This is a genomic window from Streptomyces sp. URMC 126, assembly GCF_051386555.1.
In the GTDB taxonomy this organism is placed as follows: Bacteria; Actinomycetota; Actinomycetes; order Streptomycetales; family Streptomycetaceae; genus Streptomyces.
In genome coordinates this window covers 1-24374 of sequence record NZ_JBPQTX010000084.1, presented here as the reverse complement: position 1 = coordinate 24374, position 24374 = coordinate 1, and the positions used below count along the sequence as shown (strand labels likewise).

The following is a 24374-nucleotide window of genomic DNA, read 5'->3' as shown; positions in this document are numbered from 1 at the left end:
TTTCTCGCGGGGGCTCGCCCCCGCGAGAAACGGGAAGGGGCGGGACAGGGGCAAACCCCCATCCCGCCCCCTAAGGGCGGACCCTTACTCCTCCGAAGCCGCAGCCGCCTTCTTGGCCGGCGCCTTCTTCGCAGCAGTCTTCTTCGTGACCGCCTTCTTCGTCGCCGTCGCCTTCTTGGCGGCCGTCGACTTCGTAGCCGTCTTCTTGGCCGCGGCCTTCTTCGCGGTCGTCGTCTTCTTCGCCGCCGCCTTCTTGGTGGTGGCCTTCTTGGCGGCCGTCTTACGGGCCGTCTTCTTGGCCGGAGCCGCCTCGGGCTCCTCCACCACCGTCTCGGCGGCGTCAGCCGCCTCCGGCGTCTCCGGCGTCACCAGCGCCTCGCCGGTCTCGGCCACCGCGGACGCCTCGACGGCCTCCGGAGCGGCCTCGACCGCCGCGGGAGCGGTGACGACGACCACGGCCGCCTCCGTGGCGCCCGCGGGCGGCCCCGCCGGAGCGGTGACCTTCCGGGTGGCGCGACGGCGCGGACGGGCCGGCGCGGCCGGAGCGGGCTCCGGCTCGACGACGGGCTCGACCTCGGCGACAGGCTCGGCGACGACCTCCGCGACGGGCTCGGCAGCGGCCTCCGCGACCGGCTCGACGACCGGCCCGGCCTCGACGACGCGCTCGGGCGCCGGCTCGACGACCGGCTCCACGACGGCCTCGGCCTCGGCACGCTCCATACGCTCCGCGCGCTCGGCCCGCTCCGCCCGCTTCGGCGCACCGGCCGGAGCCGACGCCTTCCGCGTCGCGCGGCGGCGGCCACGACCACCGCGGGTCGCCGCGGCGGCCTCCGCCTCGGCCGGGCTGGAGAACCACTCGTCCTCGTCCCCGCCGACCGACGGCACCAGCTCCGCCTCGGTCACGGGGGCCGGCTCCAGCTCGGGAGCCTCGGGCGCTTCCAGCGTCTCTTCGGCGGACTCGGCGGACTCGACGGACTCGGCCGTCTCCACGGCCTCAGCGCCCTCGGAAGCCCCGGCAGCACCCTTGCCGCCACCGCGCTTCTTGCCGCGCTTGCCGCCGCCACCGCCCCCGCCGACCGACGTCGGCTGGTCCATGTGGACGATCACGCCACGGCCGTTGCAGTGCACACACGACTCGGAGAAGGACTCCAGCAGCCCCTGCCCGACCCGCTTGCGGGTCATCTGCACCAGACCCAGCGAGGTCACCTCGGCAACCTGGTGCTTCGTCCGGTCCCGGCCCAGGCACTCCAGCAGGCGCCGCAGCACCAGGTCCCGGTTGGACTCCAGCACCATGTCGATGAAGTCGATCACGATGATGCCGCCGAGGTCGCGCAGCCGCAGCTGGCGCACGATCTCCTCGGCCGCCTCCAGGTTGTTCCTGGTGACCGTCTCCTCCAGGTTGCCGCCCTGGCCGGTGAACTTGCCGGTGTTGACGTCGACGACGACCATCGCCTCGGTCCGGTCGATGACGAGCGAACCGCCGCTCGGCAGCCAGACCTTGCGGTCCAGCGCCTTCATCAGCTGCTCGTCGATCCGGTACGTGGCGAAGACGTCGACGTCCGACGTCCACTTCTGCAGCCGGTCGACCAGGTCGGGCGCGACGTGCGAGACGTAGCCGTGGATGGTCTCCCAGGCGCCCTCGCCACTCACGATGACCTTGGAGAAGTCCTCGTTGAAGATGTCGCGGACGACCCGGACGGTCATGTCCGGCTCGCCGTACAGCAGGCTCGGCGAGCTGGTGGAGATCATCTTGGACTTCTTCTGGATGTCCTCCCACTGCGCCTGGAGCCGCTCGACGTCACGGCGCAGCTCGTCCTCGCTCGCGCCCTCGGCCGCGGTGCGCACGATGACGCCCGCGTCCTCGGGGACGATCTTCTTGAGGATCTGCTTCAGGCGCGCCCGCTCGGTGTCGGGCAGCTTGCGGCTGATGCCGGTCATCGAGCCCTCGGGCACATAGACCAGGTAGCGGCCGGGCAGCGAGACCTGGCTGGTCAGGCGGGCGCCCTTGTGGCCGATCGGGTCCTTGGTGACCTGGACGAGCACGGACTGGCCGGACTTCAGCGCGGACTCGATGCGGCGCGGGCCGTTGCCCATGCCGAGCGCGTCGAAGTTGACCTCGCCGGCGTAGAGCACGGCGTTGCGGCCCTTGCCGATGTCGACGAACGCGGCCTCCATCGACGGCAGCACGTTCTGGACCTTGCCCAGGTAGACGTTGCCGACGTAGCTGGTGGCCTGCTCCTTGTTGACGAAGTGCTCGACGAGGACGTTGTCCTCCAGCACGCCGATCTGCGTCCGGTCGCCGTTCTGGCGGACGACCATCACGCGCTCGACGGCCTCGCGGCGCGCCAGGAACTCGGCCTCGGTGATGATCGGCACCCGGCGGCGGCCCTGCTCGCGCCCCTCGCGGCGGCGCTGCTTCTTGGCCTCCATGCGGGTCGAGCCCTTGATGGACTGGACCTCGTCGAAGCCGGTGCCGCCCTCCTTGAGGCGGTCGCGCGGCTCACGGACCTTGACGACGGTGCGCTCGGGGTCGTCGGTGCCGTTCGCCTCCTCCATCGCCTCGCCGGACCGGCGGCGGCGACGGCGGCGACGGCGGCTGCCCGCGGTGCCGGAACCGGCGGACTCGGCGCGGTCGTCCTCGGACTCCGCCTCCTCGTCGGCCTGCTCGGCCTCCTCGGCCTCGCCCTCGTCCGTCTCCTCGCCCTCGCCCTCGGCGTCCGCGGCCTCGCCACGACGGCGACGGCGGCCACCCCGACGGCGGCGGCGCGAGGGACGCTCGCCCTGCTCGTCGTCCTCGGCGGCGCCCTCGGCGGCCTCCGGCTCCTCGACGGGCTCCTCGGCCTCCTCGGCCTCGGGCGCGGCGGCGGTCACGGCGGGCTGCTCGGCCGGCTCGCCGCGCCGACGGCGGCGACGACGGCCGCCCGTCGGCTGCTCGGCCTGCTCGAACCGCTCGGTCTCCTCGGCGACGGGCTCCTCGGCGGTCCGCTCCCCGGCCGCGTACGCGGCGGCGGCGGACTCCGGCGTCTGGAACATCGGCTCGGTGAACACCGGCGCCTGGAACACGGCGGTCGGCGGACGCACCGCCCGGCGCCGGGTACGGCCCGGAGCGGCCTCCTCGACGGGCGCGGCGGTCTCGGCGGCGGCCTGCCGCTCGGTCTCGGCGCTCACGGCGCGGCGCCGCGTACGACGGGCGCGCGGCTCCTCGTCGGCCGACGGCTCGACGGCGGGCGCCTCGGCGGCCTCGGCGGCACCGGCCCGGCGACGGGTACGGCGGGCACGCGGCTCCTCGGCGGCGGCCGGCTCCTCCGCCCGCTCGGCACCGGTCTGCTCGGCACCGGCCTCGGCGGTCGCGCTGCCGGCCGGACGGGTCACCCGGCGGCGGGTCCGCGCGGGACGCGCGGGCTCGGCGGGCGCCTCGGCGGTCTCCTCGGCCTCTTCGATCTCTTCGACCTCGGGAGCTTCCTCAGCCTCCTCGGCCTCCTCGCCCTCTTCGGTCTCGGAGACCTCGTCCTCGACCGGGACGGCCGGCGCGGTCGCCGGACGGACCGCCCGGCGACGCCGACGCGGCGGGGCGGCGGGCACGGCCAGGTCACCGGCGTCGACGGCTTCCACCGTCTCGGTCCGCGCGGCCTCGACGACCTCGGCGGCCTCGGCGACCGGCTCGGCCTCGGATCCCGTCCGCGGCGGACCCGCCGGAGCGGCGGCGCGGCGGACCGCGCGACGACGGGGACGGGCCGGGGCCTCCGCCTCGGCGGCGGGGGTGGTCTCGGGCTCGGCGGCGGGCTCCGCGGCCGGCTCGACGGAGGCGGGCGCCTCGCCGGTGCCGGCGGCGGCACTGGTGGCCTTGCGCGTGGCCCGGCGGCGCGGGCGGGCAGGCGTGGCAGGCGCCTCGGCGGCGGGCGCCTCGACGACCGGGGTCTCGACAGCCGACGACTCGGCGGCGCTCGCGTCGGCGTCGGACTGCCGGGCGGCGGCCTCGGAGGCCGGACCGCCGGCCTTGCGGACGGCGCGGCGACGCGGACGCGCCGGCGCGGCGGGCGCCTCAGCGGCGGCGGCCTCGGCGGCAGGCGCCTCGGCAGTGGCCTCAGCGGCGGTCTCGGCAGCCGCCCCGACCGCGGTCTCGGCGGTCGGCGCGGCGACGGTACGCGTCGCGCGGCGGCGCGAACGCGGCGGCGCGACGGGCTCGGCGGGCGCCTCCACGGGCGCGGGCTCCGAGGCCGGCGCCTCGGCCGCCGCGGGCGCGTCCCCGGTGGCGGCGCCGCTCACCGGCGGGCCGGCCGGGCGGGAGGCCACCCGGCGACGGCGGCGCGGCGGCAGCGTGTCGCTGGGGCTCCCGGTCGCGCCGCCGGCCGGCGACGCGTGGGGGGTGTCGTTGCCGGGCGCGTCGTGCGCGTTCCCGGATTCCATGGGCTCAGTGGGTTCGAGCATGCGGGCGGTTCTCCCGTCACGCTCCCGGGCGCCGCGCCGATTCCGGCCCGCCGGCCCGCGTGATGAGCGCGGGTACCGCCGTCCGGGGCGCGGTCGCCGCACGGGAGCTGTCGTCTCGCTCGCCGGGTCCGATCTGCGGCACCGGCGAAAGTCTCCTGGTCAGTGCGCCTGCCGGACGGCGGATGCTCCCCTCTGGAGGAGGGTGGCTCCCTGCTGCACCGGCGGCGCGTGACGCGTCCTTACGCTGGTCCGCCCGCCGCCGTCGCCGCGCCGGCGGCCGTTGATGAGACGGCCGTGGCAGCGTCGCGATCGGGCGCGAGCGGATCGGTCACCGTTCCGGTCTCATCGTCGAGCGGCCCCTGCGCCAGCCTGGTCACCGCGGCGGGGACCGGCGGCGCCAGGTCGGCCGTGGCGCGGAGCCCGGACAGGACGTCGTCGGGTCGAACGGCGGGTGTCGAATGCCGAACAACCAGCCGCAGTATCGCACAGGCACCGGTACCGGGCCTATCGGCCGGATCGGCCGAGGCCTCGAGTCGGCACACGGCACCCCGCGCGTCGAAGGTGCGCATCCCGTTCTTGGTGCGGCGCGCGACCTCCACGGTCTCCGCCGCGAGGAACGCCGCCACGGCCCGCTCGGCCTCGGCGACCTCCACCCCGTCCAGCCGCAGCTCCCAGAGGGAGCCCTCCAGCCGGTCGGCGAAGGAGGACGTCCGCGCCTCCACCGCGTCGACGATGTCGAGCCCGTCGGGCAGCGACTCGTCGAGCAGCTCCCGCAGCCGCGCGGGGTCACGCGCCTCGGCGAGCTGGATCTCCAGGTACTCGGCCTCACTCCCCGTGCCGGTGGGTGCGGCATTGGCGTACGACACCTTGGGGTGCGGTGTGAAGCCGGCCGAGTACGCCATGGGCACCCCGGCCCGGCGCAGCGCCCGCTCGAAGGCGCGCTGGAAGTCACGGTGGCTGGTGAACCGGAGGCGGCCGCGCTTGGTGTAGCGCAGTCGGATGCGCTGCACCGCGGGTGCGGGCGGCGGGCCTTCGGGCTGTCGCTTGCCCAGTGGTCTGATCCTTCGTGAGAGCGGTCGTACTGCTACCTAGAGTACGTGCAACAGGGGCCCCGCCAACCCGGCAGGGCCCCTGTTCGAACGCAAGTCCTACTTGACGACGCTCAGCGGCAGCAGCTTCTTGCCCGTCGGACCGATCTGGATGGACGTGTCCATCTGCGGGCACACGCCGCAGTCGAAGCACGGCGTCCAGCGGCAGTCGTCGACCTCGGTCTCGTCGAGGGCGTCCTGCCAGTCCTCCCAGAGCCAGTCCTTGTCGAGACCGGAGTCCAGGTGGTCCCAGGGCAGGACCTCCTCGTAGGTGCGCTCGCGGGTGGTGTACCAGTCGACGTCGACGCCCTGCGGCGGCAGCGTCTCCTCGGCGCACTTCATCCACTGGTCGTAGCTGAAGTGCTCGCGCCAGCCGTCGAAGCGGCCGCCGGACTCGTAGACCGCGCGGATCACGGCGCCGACGCGGCGGTCGCCGCGCGAGAGCAGGCCCTCGACGATGCCGGGCTTGCCGTCGTGGTAGCGGAAGCCGATCGAGCGGCCGTACTTCTTGTCGCCGCGGATCTTGTCGCGCAGCTTCTCCAGGCGGGCGTCGGTCTCCTCGGCGGAGAGCTGCGGCGCCCACTGGAACGGGGTGTGCGGCTTGGGCACGAAGCCGCCGATGGACACCGTGCAGCGGATGTCGTTGGAGCCGGACACCTCGCGGCCCTTGGCGATGACGTTGACCGCCATGTCGCCGATCTGGAGGACGTCTTCGTCGGTCTCCGTGGGCAGGCCGCACATGAAGTACAGCTTCACCTGGCGCCAGCCGTTGCCGTACGCGGTGGCGACGGTCCGGATCAGGTCCTCCTCCGAGACCATCTTGTTGATGACCTTGCGCATGCGCTCGGAGCCGCCCTCGGGGGCGAAGGTCAGACCGGAGCGGCGGCCGTTGCGGGTCAGCTCGTTGGCGAGGTCGACGTTGAACGCGTCCACGCGGGTCGACGGCAGCGAGAGGCCGATCTTGTCCTCTTCGTAGCGGTCGGCGAGGCCCTTGGCGATGTCGCCGATCTCGGTGTGGTCGGCCGAGGACAGCGAGAGCAGGCCGACCTCCTCGAAGCCGGTCGCCTTCAGGCCCTTGTCGACCATCTCGCCGATACCCGTGATCGAGCGCTCGCGCACCGGGCGGGTGATCATGCCCGCCTGGCAGAAGCGGCAGCCGCGGGTGCAGCCGCGGAAGATCTCGACGGACATCCGCTCGTGCACCGTCTCCGCGAGCGGGACCAGCGGCTGCTTGGGGTACGGCCACTCGTCGAGGTCCATGACGGTGTGCTTGGACACGCGCCACGGCACGCCGGAGCGGTTGGGGACGACGCGGGCGATCCGGCCGTCGGGCAGGTACTCGACGTCGTAGAACTTCGGGACGTAGACGCCGCCGGTCTTCGCCAGGCGGAAGAGCACCTCGTCGCGCCCGCCCGGCCGGCCCTCGGCCTTCCAGGCGCGGACGATCTCCGTCATCTCCAGGACGGCCTGCTCGCCGTCGCCGATGACCGCGCAGTCGATGAAGTCGGCGATGGGCTCCGGGTTGAACGCCGCGTGCCCGCCCGCGACGACGATCGGGTCGTCCAGCGTGCGCTCGACCGCGTCCAGCGGGATGCCCGCCAGGTCCAGCGCGGTGAGCATGTTGGTGTAGCCGAGCTCGGTGGAGAAGCTGAGGCCGAAGAGGTCGAACGCCTTGACCGGCCGGTGCGCGTCCACCGTGAACTGCGGCACGCCGTGCTCGCGCATCAGCGCTTCCAGGTCCGGCCAGACGCTGTACGTGCGCTCGGCGAGCACGCCCTCGCGCTCGTTGAGGACCTCGTAGAGGATCATGACGCCCTGGTTGGGCAGGCCGACCTCGTAGGCGTCGGGGTACATGAGCGCCCAGCGGACGTCGCACTCGTCCCAGTTCTTGACGGTGGAGTTGAGCTCTCCGCCGACGTACTGGATGGGCTTCTGGACGTGCGGGAGAAGCGCTTCCAGGCGCGGGAAGACCGACTCGACAGGCATTCGCGGATGTCTCTCATGAGCGGGCAGGGGTGACCCTCAAGAGTAACGTGCCGGACGGCGTACCCGCCCGGGCCGGCGGTCACGCTCCGTCGCGAGGCCCCAGGCCCCGGATCCGCGAGGCTCCAGGCCCCGGATCCGCGGGGCCTCACAGCCCCGCCTCCGCGGCCTCCTCCCACACCCCCGCCAGCGCCCGCTCGCCCTCCGCCGCCAGCGCCTCCTCGCGGCCGTACAGCAGCCCGTACGTGAACGTCGCCTCCCCCGCCACCGCCGCCTGGGCGCTGATCAGGCACAGCGTCTCCCGGGTGAGGACGCTGTCCTGGTGGTCGCCGAGGACCGTCTGGACGGCCTTGAGCCGCTTGGCGAGCCGTTTCGCGGCCTTGCCCAGGGCCGGGGTGGCGGCCTCGGCGGCGTAGCGGGCCCGCTTGGCGGCCTTGCGGGCGTCGTGGAGCGCGGTGTCGCGGGCCGGGCCCGGGGCGGTGGCCAGGGCGCGGGTGATCCGGGCCGTGAGCCGCTCGTGGTCCCGTCGCACCGCCTTGGCCAGGGCCTTTTCGGTGGCGTCCGCCGCGGCGGGGCGCAGTGGCGGGTTGGCGACGAGGGCGTCGAGCCGGTTCAGCAGGGTCAGGTAGCGCTCGCTGTCGAGGGCCGCGGTGACGGTGCGGCGGGCCTCGGCGCGGCTGCGGTTCGCCCAGATGCGCAGGCGGGCGCGGACCGGACCGCGGACGAGGGGGCGCGGGAGGGCTTCGAGGTGGTCCCGGAGCCGCTCGGTCACCACCTCGCGGTCCCGGTCGACTCCCAACTCGGTTGCCAGCCAGCGCAGTTCGGCACCCAGCGGCTCGATGACGCGGGGGTCGAAGAGCTTGCCGTGGGTACGGAGGGCGCTGCGCAGCCGCCGGGTGGCGACGCGCATCCGGTGGACGGCGTCCTCGGTGCCGAGCCGGGCGCCGGGGTCGAGGGCGACGAGGGCCTCGGTCTGGTCGCGGAGGTGGGCGAGGACGACGGAGGCGGCGGCACCGGTGTCAGGGGCGGGCGGTTCGGGCGCGGCCCCGCCGCCGAGGGCCCGGGCGAACTTGCCGCCGGCGTGCGACGGGCGGAGTCCGGCCTCCCGCAGGCGCGGTTCGAGGACGTCGAGCAGGCCGGGGTCGGCGCCGGGTGCGAGTTCCACCTCGACCTCGGTCCAGGCGGCCGTGGTCTCCACGGCTCCCGCCGGGGGAGCCTCGCCGGCCGGCCGCCCGGCGGTGACGGTGTCGGTTCCGACCTCCGCGAGGAGGGTGCCGTGGGCGTCCAGGAGGTGGCGCAGGTCGCGCCGTGAGACGACGCGGGCCAGCGGGACGAGCGGGGCGCCGCGGGTACGGGCGCGGACGAGGGCGGCGAGCCGGCGCGGGATCCCGTCCGTGAGCGGGGCGCGCACCTCGTCGCGCACTCCGGGGGCGACGGGCAGCTTGAGGTGCCATCCGGCGTCGCCTCCGGTGCGGCGGCGCAGGGTGATGCCGGCGGCGAGGAGCCGGCGGTCGGCGGTGTCGTAGTAGACGGCGTCGAGGACGTCCGTCCCCCGGTCGACGACGCGGGCGACGGGCCCGGTCCCGCCGAGGTCGGGGAGCCGGACGGGGGCCGTCGCGTCCGTGGGCTCGTATTTCCGCTCGATCTCCCGCACCGTGGTGCCGCCGACCCGGTTCATACCGCCGAATCTAGTCCGCGGACGCGCCCGGCGGCAGACCGCGACTCGGCCACCGCCGGGCGGGAGCGCGTCCCCGCCGCCGGGAGCCCGTCAGGCCGACGCCAGCGGGCGCTGGACCTTGATCGACTGAAGGAGTCCGATGGCGATCCAGGCGGCGAACATCGAGGAGCCGCCGTACGAGACGAAGGGCAGCGGCAGCCCGGTCACGGGCATGATGCCCAGGGTCATGCCGATGTTCTCGAAGGACTGGAAGGCGAACCAGGCGATGATCCCGGCGGCCACCACCGTCCCGTAGAGCTCGGTCGTCTCGCGGGCGATGCGGCACGCGCGCCAGAGGATCACCCCGATGAGGACGATGATCGTGCCCGCCCCGACGAAGCCCAGTTCCTCGCCCGCGACGGTGAAGATGAAGTCGGTCTGCTGCTCGGGGACGAACTGCCCGGTGGTCTGGGAACCGTGGAAGAGGCCGGAGCCGGTCAGTCCGCCGGAGCCGATGGCGATCCGGGCCTGCTTGGTGTTGTAGCCGACGCCCGCGGGGTCGAAGGCGGGGTTGGCGAACGCGGCGAAGCGGTTGATCTGGTACTCGTCCAGTATCCCGAGCTGCCAGATCAGCACACAGCCCAGCACGCCCGCGCCGAGCAGCCCGGCGATCCAGCGGTTGGACGCGCCGGAGGCCAGCAGTACGGCGAGCACGATGACGACGAGGACCATCACCGAGCCCAGGTCGGGCATCAGCAGGATGACGAGGATGGGCAGGGCGGCGATGCCCAGCGCCTGGAGGACGGTGCGGTGGTCCGGGTGCGGCCGGTCGCCCGCGTCGACGGCCTGGGCCAGCAGCATGGCCATGCCCAGGGTGATGGTGATCTTGGTGAACTCGGAGGGCTGGATGGAGAAGCCGCCGCCGAGCTGGATCCACGACCGGGCGCCGTTGATCGTCGCGCCGAGCGGGGTGAGCACGGAGAGGCAGCCGAGCACCGAGACCACGTAGAGCACCGGGACCACGCCGCGCAGCGCCCGGTGGCCCGCCCAGACGGCGCCGGCGGCGAGGGCGAGCCCTATGCCGGTGTTGAGGAGGTTGCGCAGCAGGAAGTAGTACGGGTCGCCGTGGGTGAGCTCGGTGCGGCCGCGGGTGGCGGAGTAGACGAGCAGGGTGCTGAAACCGGACAGGGCGAGCGCGGCGAGCAGCATCACCCAGTCGAGGCGGCGGACGACGGAGTCGCGGTCGGTGAGCCGGGCCCAGGCGGAGCGCTGGGGGGCGAAGCGGCGGATGCGGAAGCCGTCGGCGCTCATACCGCTCATGTCGCTCACTCTTCCTGCTTCTCTTCCTTGCGGGCGGGCTCGGACGGCGGCGGGTCGATGTGCGGGGCGACGATGCTGCCGTCCTTGTCGATCTTCGGCAGGCCGGCCTCCGGGTGGGGCAGCAGCGCCTTCTTCGCGTCGATCTTCCCTTGCTCGTCCACCCCGTACAGGGCGTTGTAGATCTTCCGGACGGCGGGTCCCGAGGCGCCGGAGCCGGTACCGCCCTGGGAGATCGTCATGACGATCGTGAAGTCCTGGGTGTACGTGGCGAACCAGGAGGTCGTCTGCTTGCCGGCGACCTCGGCGGTGCCGGTCTTGGCGTGCATCGGGATCTCCTTCTGCGGCCAGCCCTGGAAGCGCCAGGCGGCGCTGCCCTGGGTGGCGACGCCGGCCAGCGCGGAGTCGAGCTGGTCGCGGGTCTTCTTGTCGAAGGGCAGCTTCCCGTGCGCCTTCGGCCGGATCTCCCGGATCCGCTTGCCGTCGGGGCTGATGACGGCCTTGCCGACGGTCGGGTCGTACAGCGTGCCGCCGTTGCTGATGGCCGCGTAGATGGTGGCCATCTGGATCGGGGTGACGAGGGTGTCGCCCTGTCCGATGGAGTAGTTGACGGAGTCGCCGGCGCGCATGCGGGCGAACGACTCGCAGTTCTCCTTGGCGATCTGGGCCGCGTAGTCGCCCTTGCCGGCCGCCGCGCCCTGCTTGCACCAGGCGTCCTTGTTGGCCTCCCAGTACCGCTTCTTCCAGTCGCGGTCCGGGACCCGGCCGCGGACCTCGTTGGGGAGGTCGATGCCGGTGGGCTTGCCGAGGCCGAATTCGTGGGCGGTCCGGTAGAACCAGTCCTTGGGGTGCTTGGGGTTGTTGCCGCCGTCCTTCTGCCACTGCCGGTAGGCCAGGTCGTAGAAGACGGTGTCGCAGGAGACCTCCAGCGCCCGGCCGAGGTCGATCGGGCCGTACCCCTTGGACTCGAAGTTCTTGAACACCTGGCTGCCGATGCTGTACGAGCTCGAACAGTTGTATTTGTCGGTGAACGGATAACCCGCGTTGACCGCCGCCGTCGCGGAGATGACCTTGAACACCGAGCCGGGCGCCGCCTGGCCCTGGATCGCCCGGTTCAGCAGCGGATAGTCGGAGTCCTTGCCGGTCAGCGCCTGGTAGTCCTTGGCGGAGATGCCGCCCACCCACACATTGGGGTCGTAGGTGGGGTTGGACGCCATGGCGACCACCCGGCCGGTCTTGGACTCCATCACCACGACGGCGCCCGCGTCGGCCTTGTAGGTGGTGCCGGTGTTGCGGTCCATCTCCTGCCGGGCGTCCTTCATCGCCTGGTCGAGCTCGCGTTCCGCTATGGCCTGCACCCGGGCGTCGATGCTGGTGACGACGTTGGAGCCGGGCTCGGCGCGGTCGCTCTTGGCCTTGCCGATGACCCGGCCGAGGTTGTCCACCTCGTACCGGGTGACGCCGGCCCGGCCGCGGAGCTCGCCGTCGTACTGCCGCTCCAGCCCGTTCCTGCCGATCTCGTCGGAGCGCATCAGCGGGGTGCTGGAGTCCTTGGCCTGGGTGATCTCGTCGTCCGTGACGGGCGAGAGGTAGCCCAGCACCTGGGCGGTGTTGGAGCCGCCGGGGCCGGGGTAGCGGCGGACGGCCATCGGCTCGGCGGTGATGCCGGGGAAGTCCTCGGCGCGCTCGCGAATCTGCAGGGCCTGCTGGGTGGTGGCCTCGTCGGTGATGGGGATCGGCTGGTACGGGGAGCCGGCCCAGCAGGGCTTGGGCGTCTTCGCGTCGCACAGCCGCACCTTGGCCGCCACGTCCTCCGGCTTCAGCCCGAGCACCCCGGCCAGCCGGGTGAGGACCCGCTTGCCCTTGTCCTTCATCTTCATCAGGTCGGTGCGGTCGGCCGAGACGACCAGCCGCGTCTGGTTGTCGGCGAGCGGGATGCCGCGCGCGTCCAGGATCGAGCCGCGCGTGGCGGGGACGATGACCTGCTGGATGTGGTTGCTGGCCGCCTCGGCGGTGTACTCGTCGCCGTTGCGGATCTGGAGGTACCACAGCCGTCCGCCCAGCGTGAGCAGGAGCGAGACGACGAGGATCTGGATGACGACCAGCCGGATGGTGATCCGGGAGGTCCGGCCGGTCTCGGGGATGTTGCTCACCGGGCGGCTCCCCGGGAGCGCGGGTACGGCGCGAACTGGGTCACAGGTGCTTGCCGCCCTTCCACTTGCTCCGCGTCCCCCTCGACAGCCGTGTTCTGCGGGTCTGCAAGCCGCCGAGCCCCTTGCCGCGCCCGCGCCCGCCCAGGCCGGACATCCGGCCGTACGAGCCCTCGCCGGCCGCGACGGCCGTGGCGCCCTCGCCGGTGAGCGGGTCGTTCTCCGCCCGTCGCGCCAGCGCCATGATCAGCGGCACCGTGAAGGGCGCCAGCAGCAGGTCGTACAGGGCCGCGGTGAGCAGCAGGCCGGTGAGGCCGACGTGCCGGGCGGCGGTGTCCCCGACCAGGGCGCCCACCCCGGCGTAGAGCAGGGTGGAGACGACGGCCGCGCCGAGGACGACGAGCAGCGGGACGGTGGCCGAGCGCAGCCGCCCGGTCTCCGGCCGGGCCAGCCCGACGAGGTAGCCGACGACGCAGAGGACCAGCGCGTAGCGGCCGGTCGCGTGGTCGGCGGGCGGGGCGAGGTCGGCGAGCAGTCCGGCGCCGAAGCCGACCAGGGCGCCGCCGGTGTGCCCGTAGACCAGGCCGAGGGCGACGACGACGAGGAGCAGCAGGTCGGGGACGGCGCCGGGGAGGTGGAGCCGGGCGAAGACGCTCACCTGGAGGACGAGGGCCACCACCACCAGCGCGGTCGAGAGCAGGATCCGATTGAGGCGCATGGGCATGGGTCTAGTCCCTGGGTTCCCTGGGGTCGGCGTTCGGCGGCGTCGGGGTGGCCGTGACCGTCACCGTGGGCGTGGGCTTGGGGGCCTCGGGCTTGGGCGGCAGCACGCTGTCGCGGGGGTCGGCCCGGGGCGGTTCGACGACGACGCCGACGAGGTCGAGCTTGCTGAAGCCGACGAAGGGGCGCACCTGGAGGGTGCGGGTGAGCCGGCCGCCGGACGGTTCGACGCGGACGACCTCGCCGACGGGGACGCCGGGGACGAACGGCTTGTCCTTGCTGGAGCCGAAGGTGACCAGCCGGTCGCCGGGGCGGACGGCGGCCTTGCCGTTGAGCAGCTCGACGCGGAGCGAGCTGTCGCCCTGGCCGCCCGCGAAGCCGATCTCGCCGCTCTTCTCCAGCCGGGTGCCGACGGTGAACTTGGGGTCGGTGACGAGGAGGACGGTCGAGGTGGACGGGCCGACGGTGGTGACGCGGCCGACGAGCCCGTCGCCGTTGAGGACGGTCATGTCGCGCTTGACGCCGTCGTGGCTGCCGAGGTCGATGGTGACGGTCCAGGAGAAGCCCTGGGCCGCTCCTATGGCGATGACCTGGGCGCCCTTGATGCCGTACTGGCCGCGTCCCGCCGTGCCGAGCATCTTGTCGAGCTCGCGGACCCGGGCGTTGTTGCGGTCGTCGCTGCCGAGCTTCTGCTTGAGGGCGGTGTTCTCGCGCTCCAGCCGGGTGATCCGGTCGCTGCGGTCGCCCGAGTCGCGGACGGCGGCGACCGCGTCGGCGACCGGGTCGACGATCCCGGCGACGCCCTTCTCCACCGGCCCGAAGGCGGTGGCGGCGGCCCGCCGGGCGCCGTCGAGCGGGGACCGGTCGCCGCCCCGGATGTCGACCGTGATCAGCGCGAACGCGACGGCGATCAGCAGTACCAACAGCAGCCGGCTCTCTCGTGTGTCCCTCACGTGCGGCGGCATGCCCTTCTCGTCGGGTCTCCTGTGACCGGCGGGCCGGGCGGACGCCGGTCACCGGCAGCAGCGTTCTGCCTGTATATCAGGTCGTTCCCGCCGGGCGGTGGCGCCCTCGGCGGGTCACCTGCGGGGCTGCGCGTCCAGCACCTGCTGGAGGGCCTCGAACTCCTCCACGCACTTGCCGGAGCCGAGGGCGACGGAGTCCAGCGGGTCCTCGGCGATGTGGATCGGCATGCCGGTCTCGCGGCGCAGCCGCTCGTCCAGGCCGCGCAGCAGGGCACCGCCGCCGGTAAGCACGATGCCGCGGTCCATGACGTCGCCGGAGAGCTCGGGCGGGCATTTGTCGAGGGTCGTCTTGACCGCGTCCACGATCGAGTTGACGGGCTCCTCGATGGCCTTGCGGACCTCGGCGGCGGAGATGACGACGGTCTTGGGCAGACCGCTGACCAGGTCCCGGCCGCGGATCTCGGTGTGCTCGTCCTGCTCCAGGTCGTAGGCCGACCCGATGGTGATCTTGATCTGCTCGGCGGTGCGCTCGCCCAGCAGGAGGCTGTACTCCTTCTTGATGTGCTGGATGATCGCGTTGTCCAGCTCGTCGCCCGCGACGCGGATCGACTGGGCGGTGACGATGCCGCCGAGGGAGATCACCGCGACCTCCGTGGTGCCGCCGCCGATGTCGACGACCATGTTGCCGGTGGCCTCGTGGACCGGCAGACCCGAGCCGATCGCGGCGGCCATGGGCTCCTCGATGATGTGCACCTGCCGGGCACCGGCCTGCGTGGAGGCCTCGATCACCGCGCGCCGCTCCACGCCGGTGATACCGGAAGGAACGCAGACCACGACACGGGGGCGGGCCATCCAGCGGCGCTTGTGGATTTTGAGGATGAAGTAGCGGAGCATCCGCTCCGTGATCTCGAAGTCGGCGATGACGCCGTCCTTCAGGGGGCGCACCGCCACGATGTTGCCGGGCGTCCGCCCGATCATCTTCTTCGCCTCGGCGCCGACCGCGAGGATGCCGCCCGTGTTCGTATTGATGGCGACGACCGAGGGCTCGTTGAGGACGATCCCGCGGCCTCTGACGTACACCAGCGTGTTGGCGGTCCCGAGGTCGACTGCCATGTCACGGCCGATGAACGACATGTTGTTCCCCATGAGGATACGTCTGGCCTTCCCAGCTGGAGCGATTGCTTACTTGAGGTCGGCAGGTGGTGCGCTGCGGGGCGCGGAAGCTCTCATCATCGTAGTCTCGCCGACGGAAAGCGACGCGACAGCTGCTCCGCCATTGTCGGCGGAACGCGAGCCCGCCCCGGTAATGGTGACGTCGTGTCGGAGTGAGAGGTTCCCCCGATCGGCCACGCATATGTCAGAGGGCGACCGAAAAGAAATCGGTCGCCCCTGATCAGAATGGGAGTCGGCCTGATCCGGTATCAGCCGTGGTCCGGAAAGAAAATCTTGATTTCCCGCTCGGCGGACTCCACCGAGTCCGAGGCGTGGATGAGGTTCTCGCGCGTGATGGTGCCGAAGTCGCCACGGATGGAGCCCGGGGCGGCCGAAATCGGGTCGGTCGGCCCCGCGAGCGCCCGGACGCCCTCGATGACGCGCTCGCCCTCGACGACCATGGCGACGACCGGACCGGACGACATGAACGCCATCAGCGGCTCGTAGAAGTCGCGGCCGACGTGCTCGGCGTAGTGCTGTTCCAGGACGGCGCGGTCCAGGGTGCGCAGCTCCAGCGCGCTGATCGTCCAGTTCGCCTTCCGCTCGATGCGGGCGACGATCTCCCCCACGAGCTTGCGGGCGACCGCGTCGGGCTTGAGGAGGACGAGGGTGCGCTGGCTCATACTGCGGCTCCTTGCGGAAGATCGTGTGTGTGGGGCCAGAGGGTACAGGGGCGCGGGGGGCCGGCCGTCACCCGGTACGAGCCGGCCGCCCAGCGGCGGCCCGCGCCGCTACGACGCCTCGGCCTCCGCCGCGAACCGCGCCTTCGCCTCGTCGATCTTCCTGCCGAAGTGCACCGACGCCCACCACAGGGCGCCGAAGACCACGCCCAGCACGAACATCAGCGGTACGACGAAGCCGCTGGCGACCAGCCCGGCCTGGAGCAGCCAGCCCAGCTGCACCCCGCCGGGGCGGGTGATCATCCCGCACAGCACCACGCTGAGCAGCATCGCCGTCCCGCTGACCGCCCAGACCGTCCCGGTGGACAGGTCGTCGTCCTTCATGGCCACCAGCCCGGCGAAGCCGATGATGAAGAATTCACCGATCAGGGTGCTCGCGCACAGCGTCCGCATGGTCAGTCCCTTCCGCGCAGCAGCAGGCGGGCGTCGCCCACCGTGAAGACCGAGCCGGTGACCAGGACGCCGGCGCCGGCGTACTCGCCCTCCTCCTCGGCGAGGGTGATCGCCGCCTCCAGGGCGTCGTCCAGCCGCGGCTCCACCTGGACCCGCTCCTCGCCGAAGACCTCGACGGCGAGCGCGGCCAGCTCGTCGACGTCCATGGAGCGGTCGGTGGAGTTGCGGGTGACGACGATCTCGGCGAAGACCGGCTCGAACGCCTCCAGCACCCCGCGTACGTCCTTGTCGGCGCTGGTGCCGACGACGCCGATCAGCCGGCTGAAGCCGAAGGCCTCGGTGACCGTCTCGGCCGCCGCCCGGGCGCCCGCCGGGTTGTGGGCGGCGTCCAGCACCACGGTGGGGCTGCGGCGCACGACCTCCATCCGGCCCGGCGAGGTGACGGAGGCGAAGGCGCGGCGGACCACGTCGAGGTCCAGGGTGCGGGCGTGCTGCGAGCCGATGCCGAAGAAGGCCTCGACCGCCGCCAGCGCCACGGCGGCGTTGTGCGCCTGGTGGGCGCCGTACAGCGGCAGGAAGACCTCGGGGTACTCGCCGCCGAGGCCGCGCAGGGTGAGCAGCTGGCCGCCGACCGCGACCTCGCGGGCGACGACGCCGAACTCCATGCCCTCGCGGGCCACCGTGGCGTCCACCTCGACGGCGCGCTTGAGCAGCGCCTGCGCGGCGTCGACCGGCTGCTGGGCGAGGACGACGGTGGCGTCCTGCTTGATGATCCCCGCCTTCTCCAGGGCGATCTCGCCGGGGGTCGAGCCGAGCCGGTCGGTGTGGTCGAGCGCTATCGGCGTGACCACGGCGACCGTGCCGTCCACCACGTTGGTCGCGTCCCAGGTGCCGCCCATGCCGACCTCGACCACCGCGACGTCCACCGGGGCGTCGGCGAAGGCGGCGAAGGCCATGCCGGTGAGCACCTCGAAGAAGGAGAGGCGGATGCCCTCGCGCTCGTCGACCATCCCGACGTAGGGCTCGATGTCCCGGTACGTCTCGACGAACCGCTCGGCGCTGATCGGCACGCCGTCGAGGCTGATCCGCTCCAGGTAGGTCTGCACGTGCGGGCTGGTGTAGCGGCCGGTGCGCAGGTCGAAGGCGCTCAGCAGGGCCTCGATCATGCGGGCGGTGCTGGTCTTGCCGTTGGTGCCGGTGATGTGGATGGACGGGTACGCGTGCTGGGGCTGGCCCAGGACGTCCATCAGCTTCCGGATGCGCTCCAGCGACGGGTCGAGCTTGGTCTCGCCCCAGCGGCCCGCGAGCTCGGCCTCCACCTCGCGCAGCGCCCGCAGGACCTCGGGGTCGGTGGGCGGGGCGGGGATGCCGTCGCCCTGCGGGGGCCCGGCCTGGGCGCGCAGGGTACGGCTGCCGGCCTCGATCACGGCCAGGTCGGGGTCTCGGTCGGTCTCGGTGTCGACGATCTCCTCGAACCGGTCGGCACCGGATCTCTTGTCGTCGAGGTCGTCGTGGTCGTCGTTCTGGGGGCGCTCGCTCACGCGGCCCAGTCTACGGAGCCGGGGCGGTGCGCCGGGGCAGGGGCCGGGGCCGGGGCGGCGCTGCGGGAGCGTTATGTTCCGCTTTGCCCTACGGTTTTAGTGCGGTTTTCGTTTGATTGCGGAGGGATTCGCCGGAGACGTCCGTGGGAGCGGGTGAGAAACATGGGCTCCGAGGACCGTGACCTGCTCCAGGCCGTCCTGGAGGCGCTGCCCGCCGGCGCCCTGCTCCAGAGCCCCGCCGACGAGATCCTGGCGGTCAACCGCCACTTCGCCCGCATGTTCGACCTCGAAGGGCGGGTGGACCTCTCCCGGGGCGCCCCGATGCGTCCGGTCGTCCCCCTCGTCCGTGCCCACTTCGCCGCCGGTTACACCGCCCCCGGCGGCCCCGGCGAGATCCTGGCCCGCCGCCCCGTCCACCGCGAGGCCGAGATCCCGCTCGCCGACGGGCGCGTGGTCCGCCGCGAGGTGGAACCCCTCCGCCACGCCGGCGCCTACCTCGGCGCCCTGTGGTTCTTCACCGACATCACCGACCGCAAGCGCCGCGAGCACGACCTCGAACGGGACAACGTCGCCCTCACCGAGCTGGCCCGGCAGCGCAACGCCTTCACCGCCGCCGCCTCCCACGAGCTCCGCACCCCGCTCACCACCGTCATCAGCTTCGGCGAACTCCTCGTCGACCCGGCGTTCGGCACCCTCACCGAGCAGCAACGCGCCTTCGTGGACGCCATCCGCCGCAACGGCGAACGGATGCAGCGGGTCATCGCCGACCTGCTGTTCACCACCCGGATGCGGGCCACCGGGCCGGAGCTGGAGTTCGGCCCGGTGGACGTGCCCGGGATGCTGCGCGACGCGGTCCTGGAGTCCCTCTGCGTCCCGGCCGGCGGGCCCGGGCCGGTCTTCACCGTCCTGCGCTGCTGCCCCGGACCACCCCTGCGCGGCGACCGCCACCGGCTCCACCACGTCCTCGGGAACCTGCTGGAGAACGCCGCCAAGTTCACCCCGCCCGACGGGCGGATCACCGTCACCGCCGCGCCACGCGGGGAGCACTGGGAGATCGAGGTGGCCGACACCGGCATCGGCATACCCGAGGCCGCCCGGGAAGAGATCTTCACCGGCTTCGTCCGCGCGGCCAACGCCCGCTCCGGCGGCTACCCCGGCACCGGCCTCGGCCTGGCCATCGGCCGCACCCTCGTCGAACTGCACGGCGGCACGCTCACCGCGGGCGGCAGGGAGGGCGAAGGCGCCGTCTTCCGCATCACCCTCCCGATCGCGGGCCCGCCGGGCGTGACCGAGGAGGACGTCCCGTGACCCGCATCCTCGTCGTCGAGGACGACCCCGACCTGGCCCTCGCCCTGCGCGTCCTGCTCGAACGCGCGGGCTACCACGTGATCCCCGCCGACGACGGCCGCGAGGCGCTGCGCCTCCTCTTCTCCGAGCGCCCCGGCCTGGTGATCCTCGACATCGGACTGCCCGAGCTCGACGGCTGGGAGGTCCTGGAACGCACCCGCGACCTCAGCGACCTCCCCGTCCTCCTGCTCACCGCCCGCGGCGCCGAGACCGACCGCGTCCGCGGCCTGCGCGCCGGCGCCGACGACTACCTCCCCAAGCCCTTCGGCAACGACGAGCTCCTCGCCCGCGTCGAGGCCCTCCTGCGCCGCGCGGCCCCCGCCCGCTGGGCCGGCGAGTCCTTCGACGACGGCCTCCGCCTCGTCCCGGAACGCCGCTCCGCCGTCTGGCAGGGCCAGGAGGCCCGCCTCAGCGACATCGAGTACCGCCTCCTCCAGATCCTCGTCCGCAACCGCGGCCGCGTCATCACCACCGAGCAGCTCCTCGACCGCGTCTGGGACGACCACGACGCCACCGGCCGCGAACGCGTCAAGTTCGCCGTCCTCCGCTTGCGCCGCAAGCTGCGCCAGGCGGCGGGCGACGAGGCGGCGGACCCGGTGGAGGCGGTACGGGGACTGGGGTACCGGTACCGGACGTAGTCCGGTTTTCCAGCCCGCCCGGCATTCCAGCCCGTCCGGCGTTTGAGGACAGCGCGCGGAGCGCGCTTCGGGGGTGCGGGGGCCTGCCCCCCCAAGAAACGGTGAAATGGGGGTGCCCCCTCTGGGGGAGGGGCCGGGGCAACCCTCCCGGGACGAAAGTCCCGACCTGAACCCGCAACCGTCGAGCAACCGGAGCTCATCCGGGGGAGCAACCCGCGCAACGCAACCTCGTCGCTGTCCGTACCCCAGACAGCGACAGGAAGCCCCGTGACCATGCCCCTGCCCACCCGCAGCATCGCCATAGTCCTCGGCACCCGCCCCGAACTCGTCAAGCTCACGGACCTCGTCCGCCTCCTCGGCCCCGCCGCTCACCTGGTCCACACCGGCCAGCACTACGACGAGGACCTCTCGGGCCGCTTCCTGACCGAACTGGGCCTCCCGGAGCCCACCCACCTCACCGGCGTCGGCGGCAAGCCCCGCGCCGTGCAGATCTCCGCCGCCCTGGAGCAGCTCGACGAGCTGTTCACCGCCGAGCCCCCGCTCGCCGTCGTCGTCCAGGGCGACACCAACGCCGCCCTGGCCGGCGCGCTGGCCGCCAACGCCCGGGGCATCCCGCTGGTGCACGTCGAGGCCGGCCTGCGCAGCCACGACCGCGCGATGCCCGAGGAGCACAACCGCGTCCTCATCGACCGCATCGCGGACGTCCTCTGCGCGGCCACCGAGGACAACCGCGCCAACCTCCTCGCCGAGGGCACCGCGGACGCCCGGATCGCCGTCACCGGCAACACCGTCGTCGAGGCCGTCCGCAACCAGCTCCCGGACGCGGACGAGCGCGCCGCCCTGCTGGACGCGCACGGCCTGACCGCCGACGGCTACGTCCTGGCCACCGCGCACCGCCCGGAGAACACCGACGACCCCGCCGCCCTGCGCGCGATCCTCACCGAGCTCGCCGCGCTCGTCACCCCGGACCGCCCGGTCGTCCTGCCGCTGCACCCGCGCACCCGGGCCCGGATCGAGGCGGCCGGCCTCACCGGCCTGCTCGCGCCGCTGACGGTGACCGCGCCGCTCGGCTACTCCGAGTTCCTGGCCCTGGCCCGGCACGCGGCGCTGCTGGTCTCCGACTCGGGCGGCATCCAGGAGGAGTGCACCGTCCTCGGCCGCCCGCTGGTGGTCGTCCGGCGCTCCACCGAGCGCCCGGAGGCGATGACCGACTTCGCGGAGCTCGTCACCCCGGGTCCGGAGATCGGCGCGGCCGCGCGCCGGCGGCTCGCGGAGGGCCCCGAGGGCCTGGCCCGCCTCGCCGCGCTGCCCAGCCCGTTCGGCGACGGCCTCGCCTCGGAGCGGATCACGGAACTGCTGGCCGCGATCGCCACGCCGGTGCGCCTCGCGGCGTAACCGCGCGCGCTCCCCTCCGTCCGCTCACCCGCCCCACCAGCAGGACTCCCCGGTGTTCCAGAACCCCTTCCTCCTCGTCTTCCCCTTCTTCCTCCTCACCTGCTTCCTCCTCTACTGGGCCGGCGCCCGCCACGCCTACACGCGCCGCCCGCTCGCCGAGCATGGTGACCCCACCGCGTTCGACTGGCACTTCTTCGTCCCCTGCCGGGACGAGGAGGCCGTCGTCGCCACGACCGTCGGCCGGCTGCGCGCCGACCACCCCCGCGCGCACGTCTGGGTCATCGACGACGACAGCGACGACCGCACCGGCGCCATCGTCGCCGAGCTCGCCGAGCGCGACCGCCGCGTCCACCTGGTGCGCCGGCACCGCCCCGAGGCCCGGCAGGGCAAGGGCGCGGCGCTCAACGCCGCGTACGACGAGCTGAACCAGTTCCTGTCCCGGGACACCGACCGCGAGCGGGTCGTCGTCTGCGTCGTCGACGCCGACGGACAGCTCGACCCGAACGCCCTGAACGTCGTCAGCGGCCCGCAGGGCTTCGGCGACCCCGAGATCGGCGGCGTCCAGGTCAGCGTCCGGATGCGGAACACCGGGGACGAGCGCCCGCTGCCCGACCGCGGCCAGGTGCGCAACGCCTTCGCGCGCCTGCTGGTGCGCATGCAGGACATGGAGTTCTCCGTCTCCAACGCCGGCATGCAGCTGCTCCGCGCCCGCACCGGCTCGGTCGGCCTGGGCGGCAACGGCCAGTTCACCCGCCTCGCCTCGCTCGACCGCATAGCCGCGGCCGAGCGGCGGCCCTGGAAGCGCGGCGCGCTGCTGGAGGACTACGAGCTCGGCCTGCACATGATCCTCACCGGCGACCGGATCAACCACCTCGCCGACACCTGGGTCTCCCAGGAGGGGCTGCCGCACGGCCGCCGGTTCCTCACCCAGCGCACCCGCTGGGCGCAGGGCAACCTCCAGTGCGTCCGCTACGCGCCGCGCATCGTCTCCTCCCGCCACTACGGCGGCAAGGGCATCCTGGAGACCCTCTACACCTTCCTCCAGCCGGTCGCCCACCTGGTGACGCTGGCGCTGTGCGCGCTGATGTTCGCGCTGCTCGGCCTGACCGCGGCCGAGGACGGCGTCGGTGCCGCGTTCGGCGGGATGCTGGCCCTGTGGCCGCTGGTCCTCGCCCTGGCCGTCGTCTCCGTGCTGCCGTTCGTGCTGTGGGGCCCGGTCTACCGCCGCGACCGCGCCGACGACCGCTCGCTGCTCACCGCCCTGCTGTGGGGGCTGGCGCTGTGGCTGTACGCCTACCACCTCTTCCCGGCGTCGGCCCGCGGTTTCGTCCGGATGCTGCGCGGCCGCAACGGCTGGGCGAAGACCCGTCGCAACGCGGAGGCGACGGACTCGGGCCCGGTGGCCATCGAGGTCTGACGTTCGCCCGCAGCCCGGAACTGAATGTTCCGCTGCTCACATTCGCCGCCCGGGGGCAACCTCCGGGCGGCTTCCGCCATCTCACCGCCGGTGACAGTTGTGCCCGGGCCGACGGTGTCCGGGTGGCGGAACGGAGCATTGTGCGGATACCGGAACTCAGCACGCGGATGCACTTGTTGCTGCTCACCGCGTGGGCCGCGCTCTGGTTCGTGGTCGTGGAACCGAGCGGTGGCTTCTCCTGGCACTACCTGCGCACGGGCGGCGAGCTGATCTACGACGGCTCGTCGGGCGACGGCGGCCTCAACCTCTACGCCCGCCACCCCGAACTCCAGATGGGGCCCATCAGCTTCCTGGTGGCGGGCCTGTTCAACCCCTTCCCCGCGGAAGTGGGTCAGGTGCTCGCCGAGGCGTTCATGTCCGTGCTCGGCCTGGTGGTCCTGGTGCTCACCGGCCGCAGCGCCGCCCGGCACTTCCTGGGCACCGGCACCAACCACCAGCGACTGCGGCGGCGCGTCCTCATCGCCGGACTGGCCTTCATCCCGATGTGGATCGAGGTCTCGGTCCGCTTCGCCCATCTCGACGACGTACTGGCGCTGTTCTTCACCGCGCTGGCCGTCCGCTCCATGACGCGCTGCGACGCGGCGGCCACCGGCATCTGGATGGCCCTCGCCCTGGACTCCAAGCCCACCGCGCTGGCCTTCCTCCCGTTGCTGCTCGCGCTGCCGAAGGAACGGTGGCTGCGGGCCGGGCTCTGGTGCGCCGGCCTGGTCGCGGTCGCCTGGGTGCCGTTCTTCCTCGTCGACTCGCAGTCCTTCGCCGCCGCCGAGTTCACCATCCCCAACAACCCGGCGTCCGCGCTGCGCTGGCTGGGCGCCAACGACCCGGAGACCCCGAGCTGGGCCCGCCCGGCCCAGGCCGCGCTGGGCCTCTTCCTCGGCACGGTCGCCGTCTGGCGCGGCCGCTGGGCGGCGGTCGTCCTGCTGGGCGCCAACGCGCGCATCGTCCTCGACCCGAGCGTCTACACGTACTACACGGCGTCCGTGCTGCTCGGCACGCTCCTGTGGGACGTGTGCGGGCAGCGGCGACTGGTGCCGTTGTGGAGCTGGCTGGCGTTGGTGGCGTTGTACGGCAGTGTCTTCGTCGTGCCCGACGATTCGACGCGGGGCCTGATCCGGCTGGCGTTCGTCGTCGTCTCGACGGCGTACGTTCTGTTCGCCCCCGTCCGCGACCGGCGTCAGCGTGTGCGTGACCGGGGGGAGTTGCACGACGAGCCCGTCGAGGGACCGTGGGGCCCCATGTGGGACCCGGGCCGCGCGCGACCGTGGTCGCGGTGAGGGTGCCCCGGTCCCGCCCTTTCGCCGTTTCCTGGGGCTGCCGCCCCAGACCCCGCTGATCGCGGCTCCGCCGCTCGTCCTCGCCGGACGGGCTTGATTCAGCCCGTCC

At 73.1% G+C, this 24374-nt stretch carries 17 protein-coding genes; 5 read left to right on the top strand and 12 right to left on the bottom strand.

What is annotated here, in order from left to right; all coding sequences use genetic code 11:
* Window positions 1-84: 84 nt before the first annotated feature.
* The 12 genes from ACSNOK_RS13205 to folC all read right to left on the bottom strand — a co-directional run bounded on the left by ACSNOK_RS13205 (window position 85) and on the right by folC (window position 18134).
* On the bottom strand, window positions 85-4428 hold the full coding sequence (locus tag ACSNOK_RS13205) for an Rne/Rng family ribonuclease (RefSeq protein WP_436780832.1): 4344 nt from the start codon (window positions 4426-4428) through the stop codon (window positions 85-87).
* 239 nt (window positions 4429-4667) lie between these two features.
* Window positions 4668-5438, bottom strand: coding sequence for a TIGR03936 family radical SAM-associated protein (locus ACSNOK_RS13200; RefSeq protein ID WP_436780831.1), 771 nt, complete (start codon window positions 5436-5438; stop codon window positions 4668-4670).
* A gap of 138 nt (window positions 5439-5576) precedes the next feature.
* Window positions 5577-7502, bottom strand: a complete 1926-nt coding sequence (locus tag ACSNOK_RS13195) for a TIGR03960 family B12-binding radical SAM protein (protein WP_436780830.1) — start codon at window positions 7500-7502, stop codon at window positions 5577-5579.
* A gap of 145 nt (window positions 7503-7647) precedes the next feature.
* Window positions 7648-9177, bottom strand: coding sequence for a CHAD domain-containing protein (locus tag ACSNOK_RS13190; RefSeq protein ID WP_436780829.1), 1530 nt, complete (start codon window positions 9175-9177; stop codon window positions 7648-7650).
* A 90-nt stretch (window positions 9178-9267) separates the two neighbouring features.
* Complete coding sequence (gene rodA / locus ACSNOK_RS13185) at window positions 9268-10467, bottom strand: rod shape-determining protein RodA (RefSeq protein WP_436780836.1); 1200 nt, start codon at window positions 10465-10467, stop codon at window positions 9268-9270.
* A gap of 14 nt (window positions 10468-10481) precedes the next feature.
* A complete protein-coding gene (gene mrdA / locus ACSNOK_RS13180; RefSeq protein ID WP_436780828.1) occupies window positions 10482-12626 on the bottom strand; it encodes a penicillin-binding protein 2 in 2145 nt (714 codons plus the stop codon).
* Window positions 12627-12666: 40 nt separating this feature from the next.
* Window positions 12667-13341 carry a rod shape-determining protein MreD gene (gene mreD, locus ACSNOK_RS13175; RefSeq protein ID WP_436780835.1) on the bottom strand — a complete coding sequence of 225 codons (675 nt, stop codon included), beginning with the start codon at window positions 13339-13341 and terminating at the stop codon, window positions 12667-12669.
* A gap of 10 nt (window positions 13342-13351) precedes the next feature.
* Window positions 13352-14296 carry a rod shape-determining protein MreC gene (gene mreC / locus ACSNOK_RS13170; protein WP_436780827.1) on the bottom strand — a complete coding sequence of 315 codons (945 nt, stop codon included), beginning with the start codon at window positions 14294-14296 and terminating at the stop codon, window positions 13352-13354.
* 126 nt (window positions 14297-14422) lie between these two features.
* Window positions 14423-15442, bottom strand: a complete 1020-nt coding sequence (locus tag ACSNOK_RS13165; RefSeq protein WP_004950903.1) for a rod shape-determining protein — start codon at window positions 15440-15442, stop codon at window positions 14423-14425.
* Between the two features lie 287 nt (window positions 15443-15729).
* Window positions 15730-16143 carry a nucleoside-diphosphate kinase gene (gene ndk / locus ACSNOK_RS13160; protein WP_436780826.1) on the bottom strand — a complete coding sequence of 138 codons (414 nt, stop codon included), beginning with the start codon at window positions 16141-16143 and terminating at the stop codon, window positions 15730-15732.
* A 108-nt stretch (window positions 16144-16251) separates the two neighbouring features.
* Entirely contained in the window at window positions 16252-16593 is a 342-nt protein-coding gene (locus ACSNOK_RS13155; protein WP_436780825.1) for a DUF4233 domain-containing protein, read from the bottom strand.
* Window positions 16594-16595: 2 nt separating this feature from the next.
* Window positions 16596-18134, bottom strand: coding sequence for a bifunctional tetrahydrofolate synthase/dihydrofolate synthase (gene folC / locus ACSNOK_RS13150; RefSeq protein ID WP_436780824.1), 1539 nt, complete (start codon window positions 18132-18134; stop codon window positions 16596-16598).
* A gap of 162 nt (window positions 18135-18296) precedes the next feature.
* Between folC and ACSNOK_RS13145 the strand changes: the two genes are divergently transcribed.
* From ACSNOK_RS13145 to ACSNOK_RS13125, 5 genes are all read left to right on the top strand, one after another.
* Complete coding sequence (locus ACSNOK_RS13145; RefSeq protein ID WP_436780823.1) at window positions 18297-19442, top strand: ATP-binding protein; 1146 nt, start codon at window positions 18297-18299, stop codon at window positions 19440-19442.
* Window positions 19439-20119, top strand: coding sequence for a response regulator transcription factor (locus ACSNOK_RS13140; protein WP_436780822.1), 681 nt, complete (start codon window positions 19439-19441; stop codon window positions 20117-20119). Before ACSNOK_RS13145 ends, ACSNOK_RS13140 begins: the two co-directional genes overlap by 4 nt.
* A 273-nt stretch (window positions 20120-20392) precedes the next feature.
* Window positions 20393-21514 (top strand): non-hydrolyzing UDP-N-acetylglucosamine 2-epimerase, encoded by a 1122-nt coding sequence (gene wecB / locus ACSNOK_RS13135; protein ID WP_436780834.1) that lies wholly within the window; start codon window positions 20393-20395, stop codon window positions 21512-21514.
* A 52-nt stretch (window positions 21515-21566) separates the two neighbouring features.
* On the top strand, window positions 21567-22931 hold the full coding sequence (locus ACSNOK_RS13130; protein WP_436780821.1) for a glycosyltransferase family 2 protein: 1365 nt from the start codon (window positions 21567-21569) through the stop codon (window positions 22929-22931).
* A 167-nt stretch (window positions 22932-23098) separates the two neighbouring features.
* On the top strand, window positions 23099-24265 hold the full coding sequence (locus ACSNOK_RS13125; protein ID WP_436780833.1) for a hypothetical protein: 1167 nt from the start codon (window positions 23099-23101) through the stop codon (window positions 24263-24265).
* The last annotated feature ends 109 nt before the right edge of the window (window positions 24266-24374 follow it).

What these genes read in the sequence shown, in the direction of transcription:
- ACSNOK_RS13155 (WP_436780825.1), bottom strand. Translation starts at nt 16,593, where the DNA reads ATGCGGACGCTGTGCGCGAGCACCCTGATCGGTGAATTCTTCATCATC.
- mreD (WP_436780835.1), bottom strand. Translation starts at nt 13,341, where the DNA reads ATGCGCCTCAATCGGATCCTGCTCTCGACCGCGCTGGTGGTGGTGGCC.
- ACSNOK_RS13190 (WP_436780829.1), bottom strand. Translation starts at nt 9,177, where the DNA reads ATGAACCGGGTCGGCGGCACCACGGTGCGGGAGATCGAGCGGAAATAC.
- rodA (WP_436780836.1), bottom strand. Translation starts at nt 10,467, where the DNA reads ATGAGCGCCGACGGCTTCCGCATCCGCCGCTTCGCCCCCCAGCGCTCC.
- ndk (WP_436780826.1), bottom strand. Translation starts at nt 16,143, where the DNA reads ATGAGCCAGCGCACCCTCGTCCTCCTCAAGCCCGACGCGGTCGCCCGC.
- ACSNOK_RS13125 (WP_436780833.1), top strand. Translation starts at nt 23,099, where the DNA reads ATGCACTTGTTGCTGCTCACCGCGTGGGCCGCGCTCTGGTTCGTGGTC.
- ACSNOK_RS13165 (WP_004950903.1), bottom strand. Translation starts at nt 15,442, where the DNA reads ATGTCGTTCATCGGCCGTGACATGGCAGTCGACCTCGGGACCGCCAAC.
- ACSNOK_RS13205 (WP_436780832.1), bottom strand. Translation starts at nt 4,428, where the DNA reads ATGCTCGAACCCACTGAGCCCATGGAATCCGGGAACGCGCACGACGCG.
- wecB (WP_436780834.1), top strand. Translation starts at nt 20,393, where the DNA reads ATGCCCCTGCCCACCCGCAGCATCGCCATAGTCCTCGGCACCCGCCCC.
- ACSNOK_RS13195 (WP_436780830.1), bottom strand. Translation starts at nt 7,502, where the DNA reads ATGCCTGTCGAGTCGGTCTTCCCGCGCCTGGAAGCGCTTCTCCCGCAC.
- ACSNOK_RS13145 (WP_436780823.1), top strand. Translation starts at nt 18,297, where the DNA reads ATGGGCTCCGAGGACCGTGACCTGCTCCAGGCCGTCCTGGAGGCGCTG.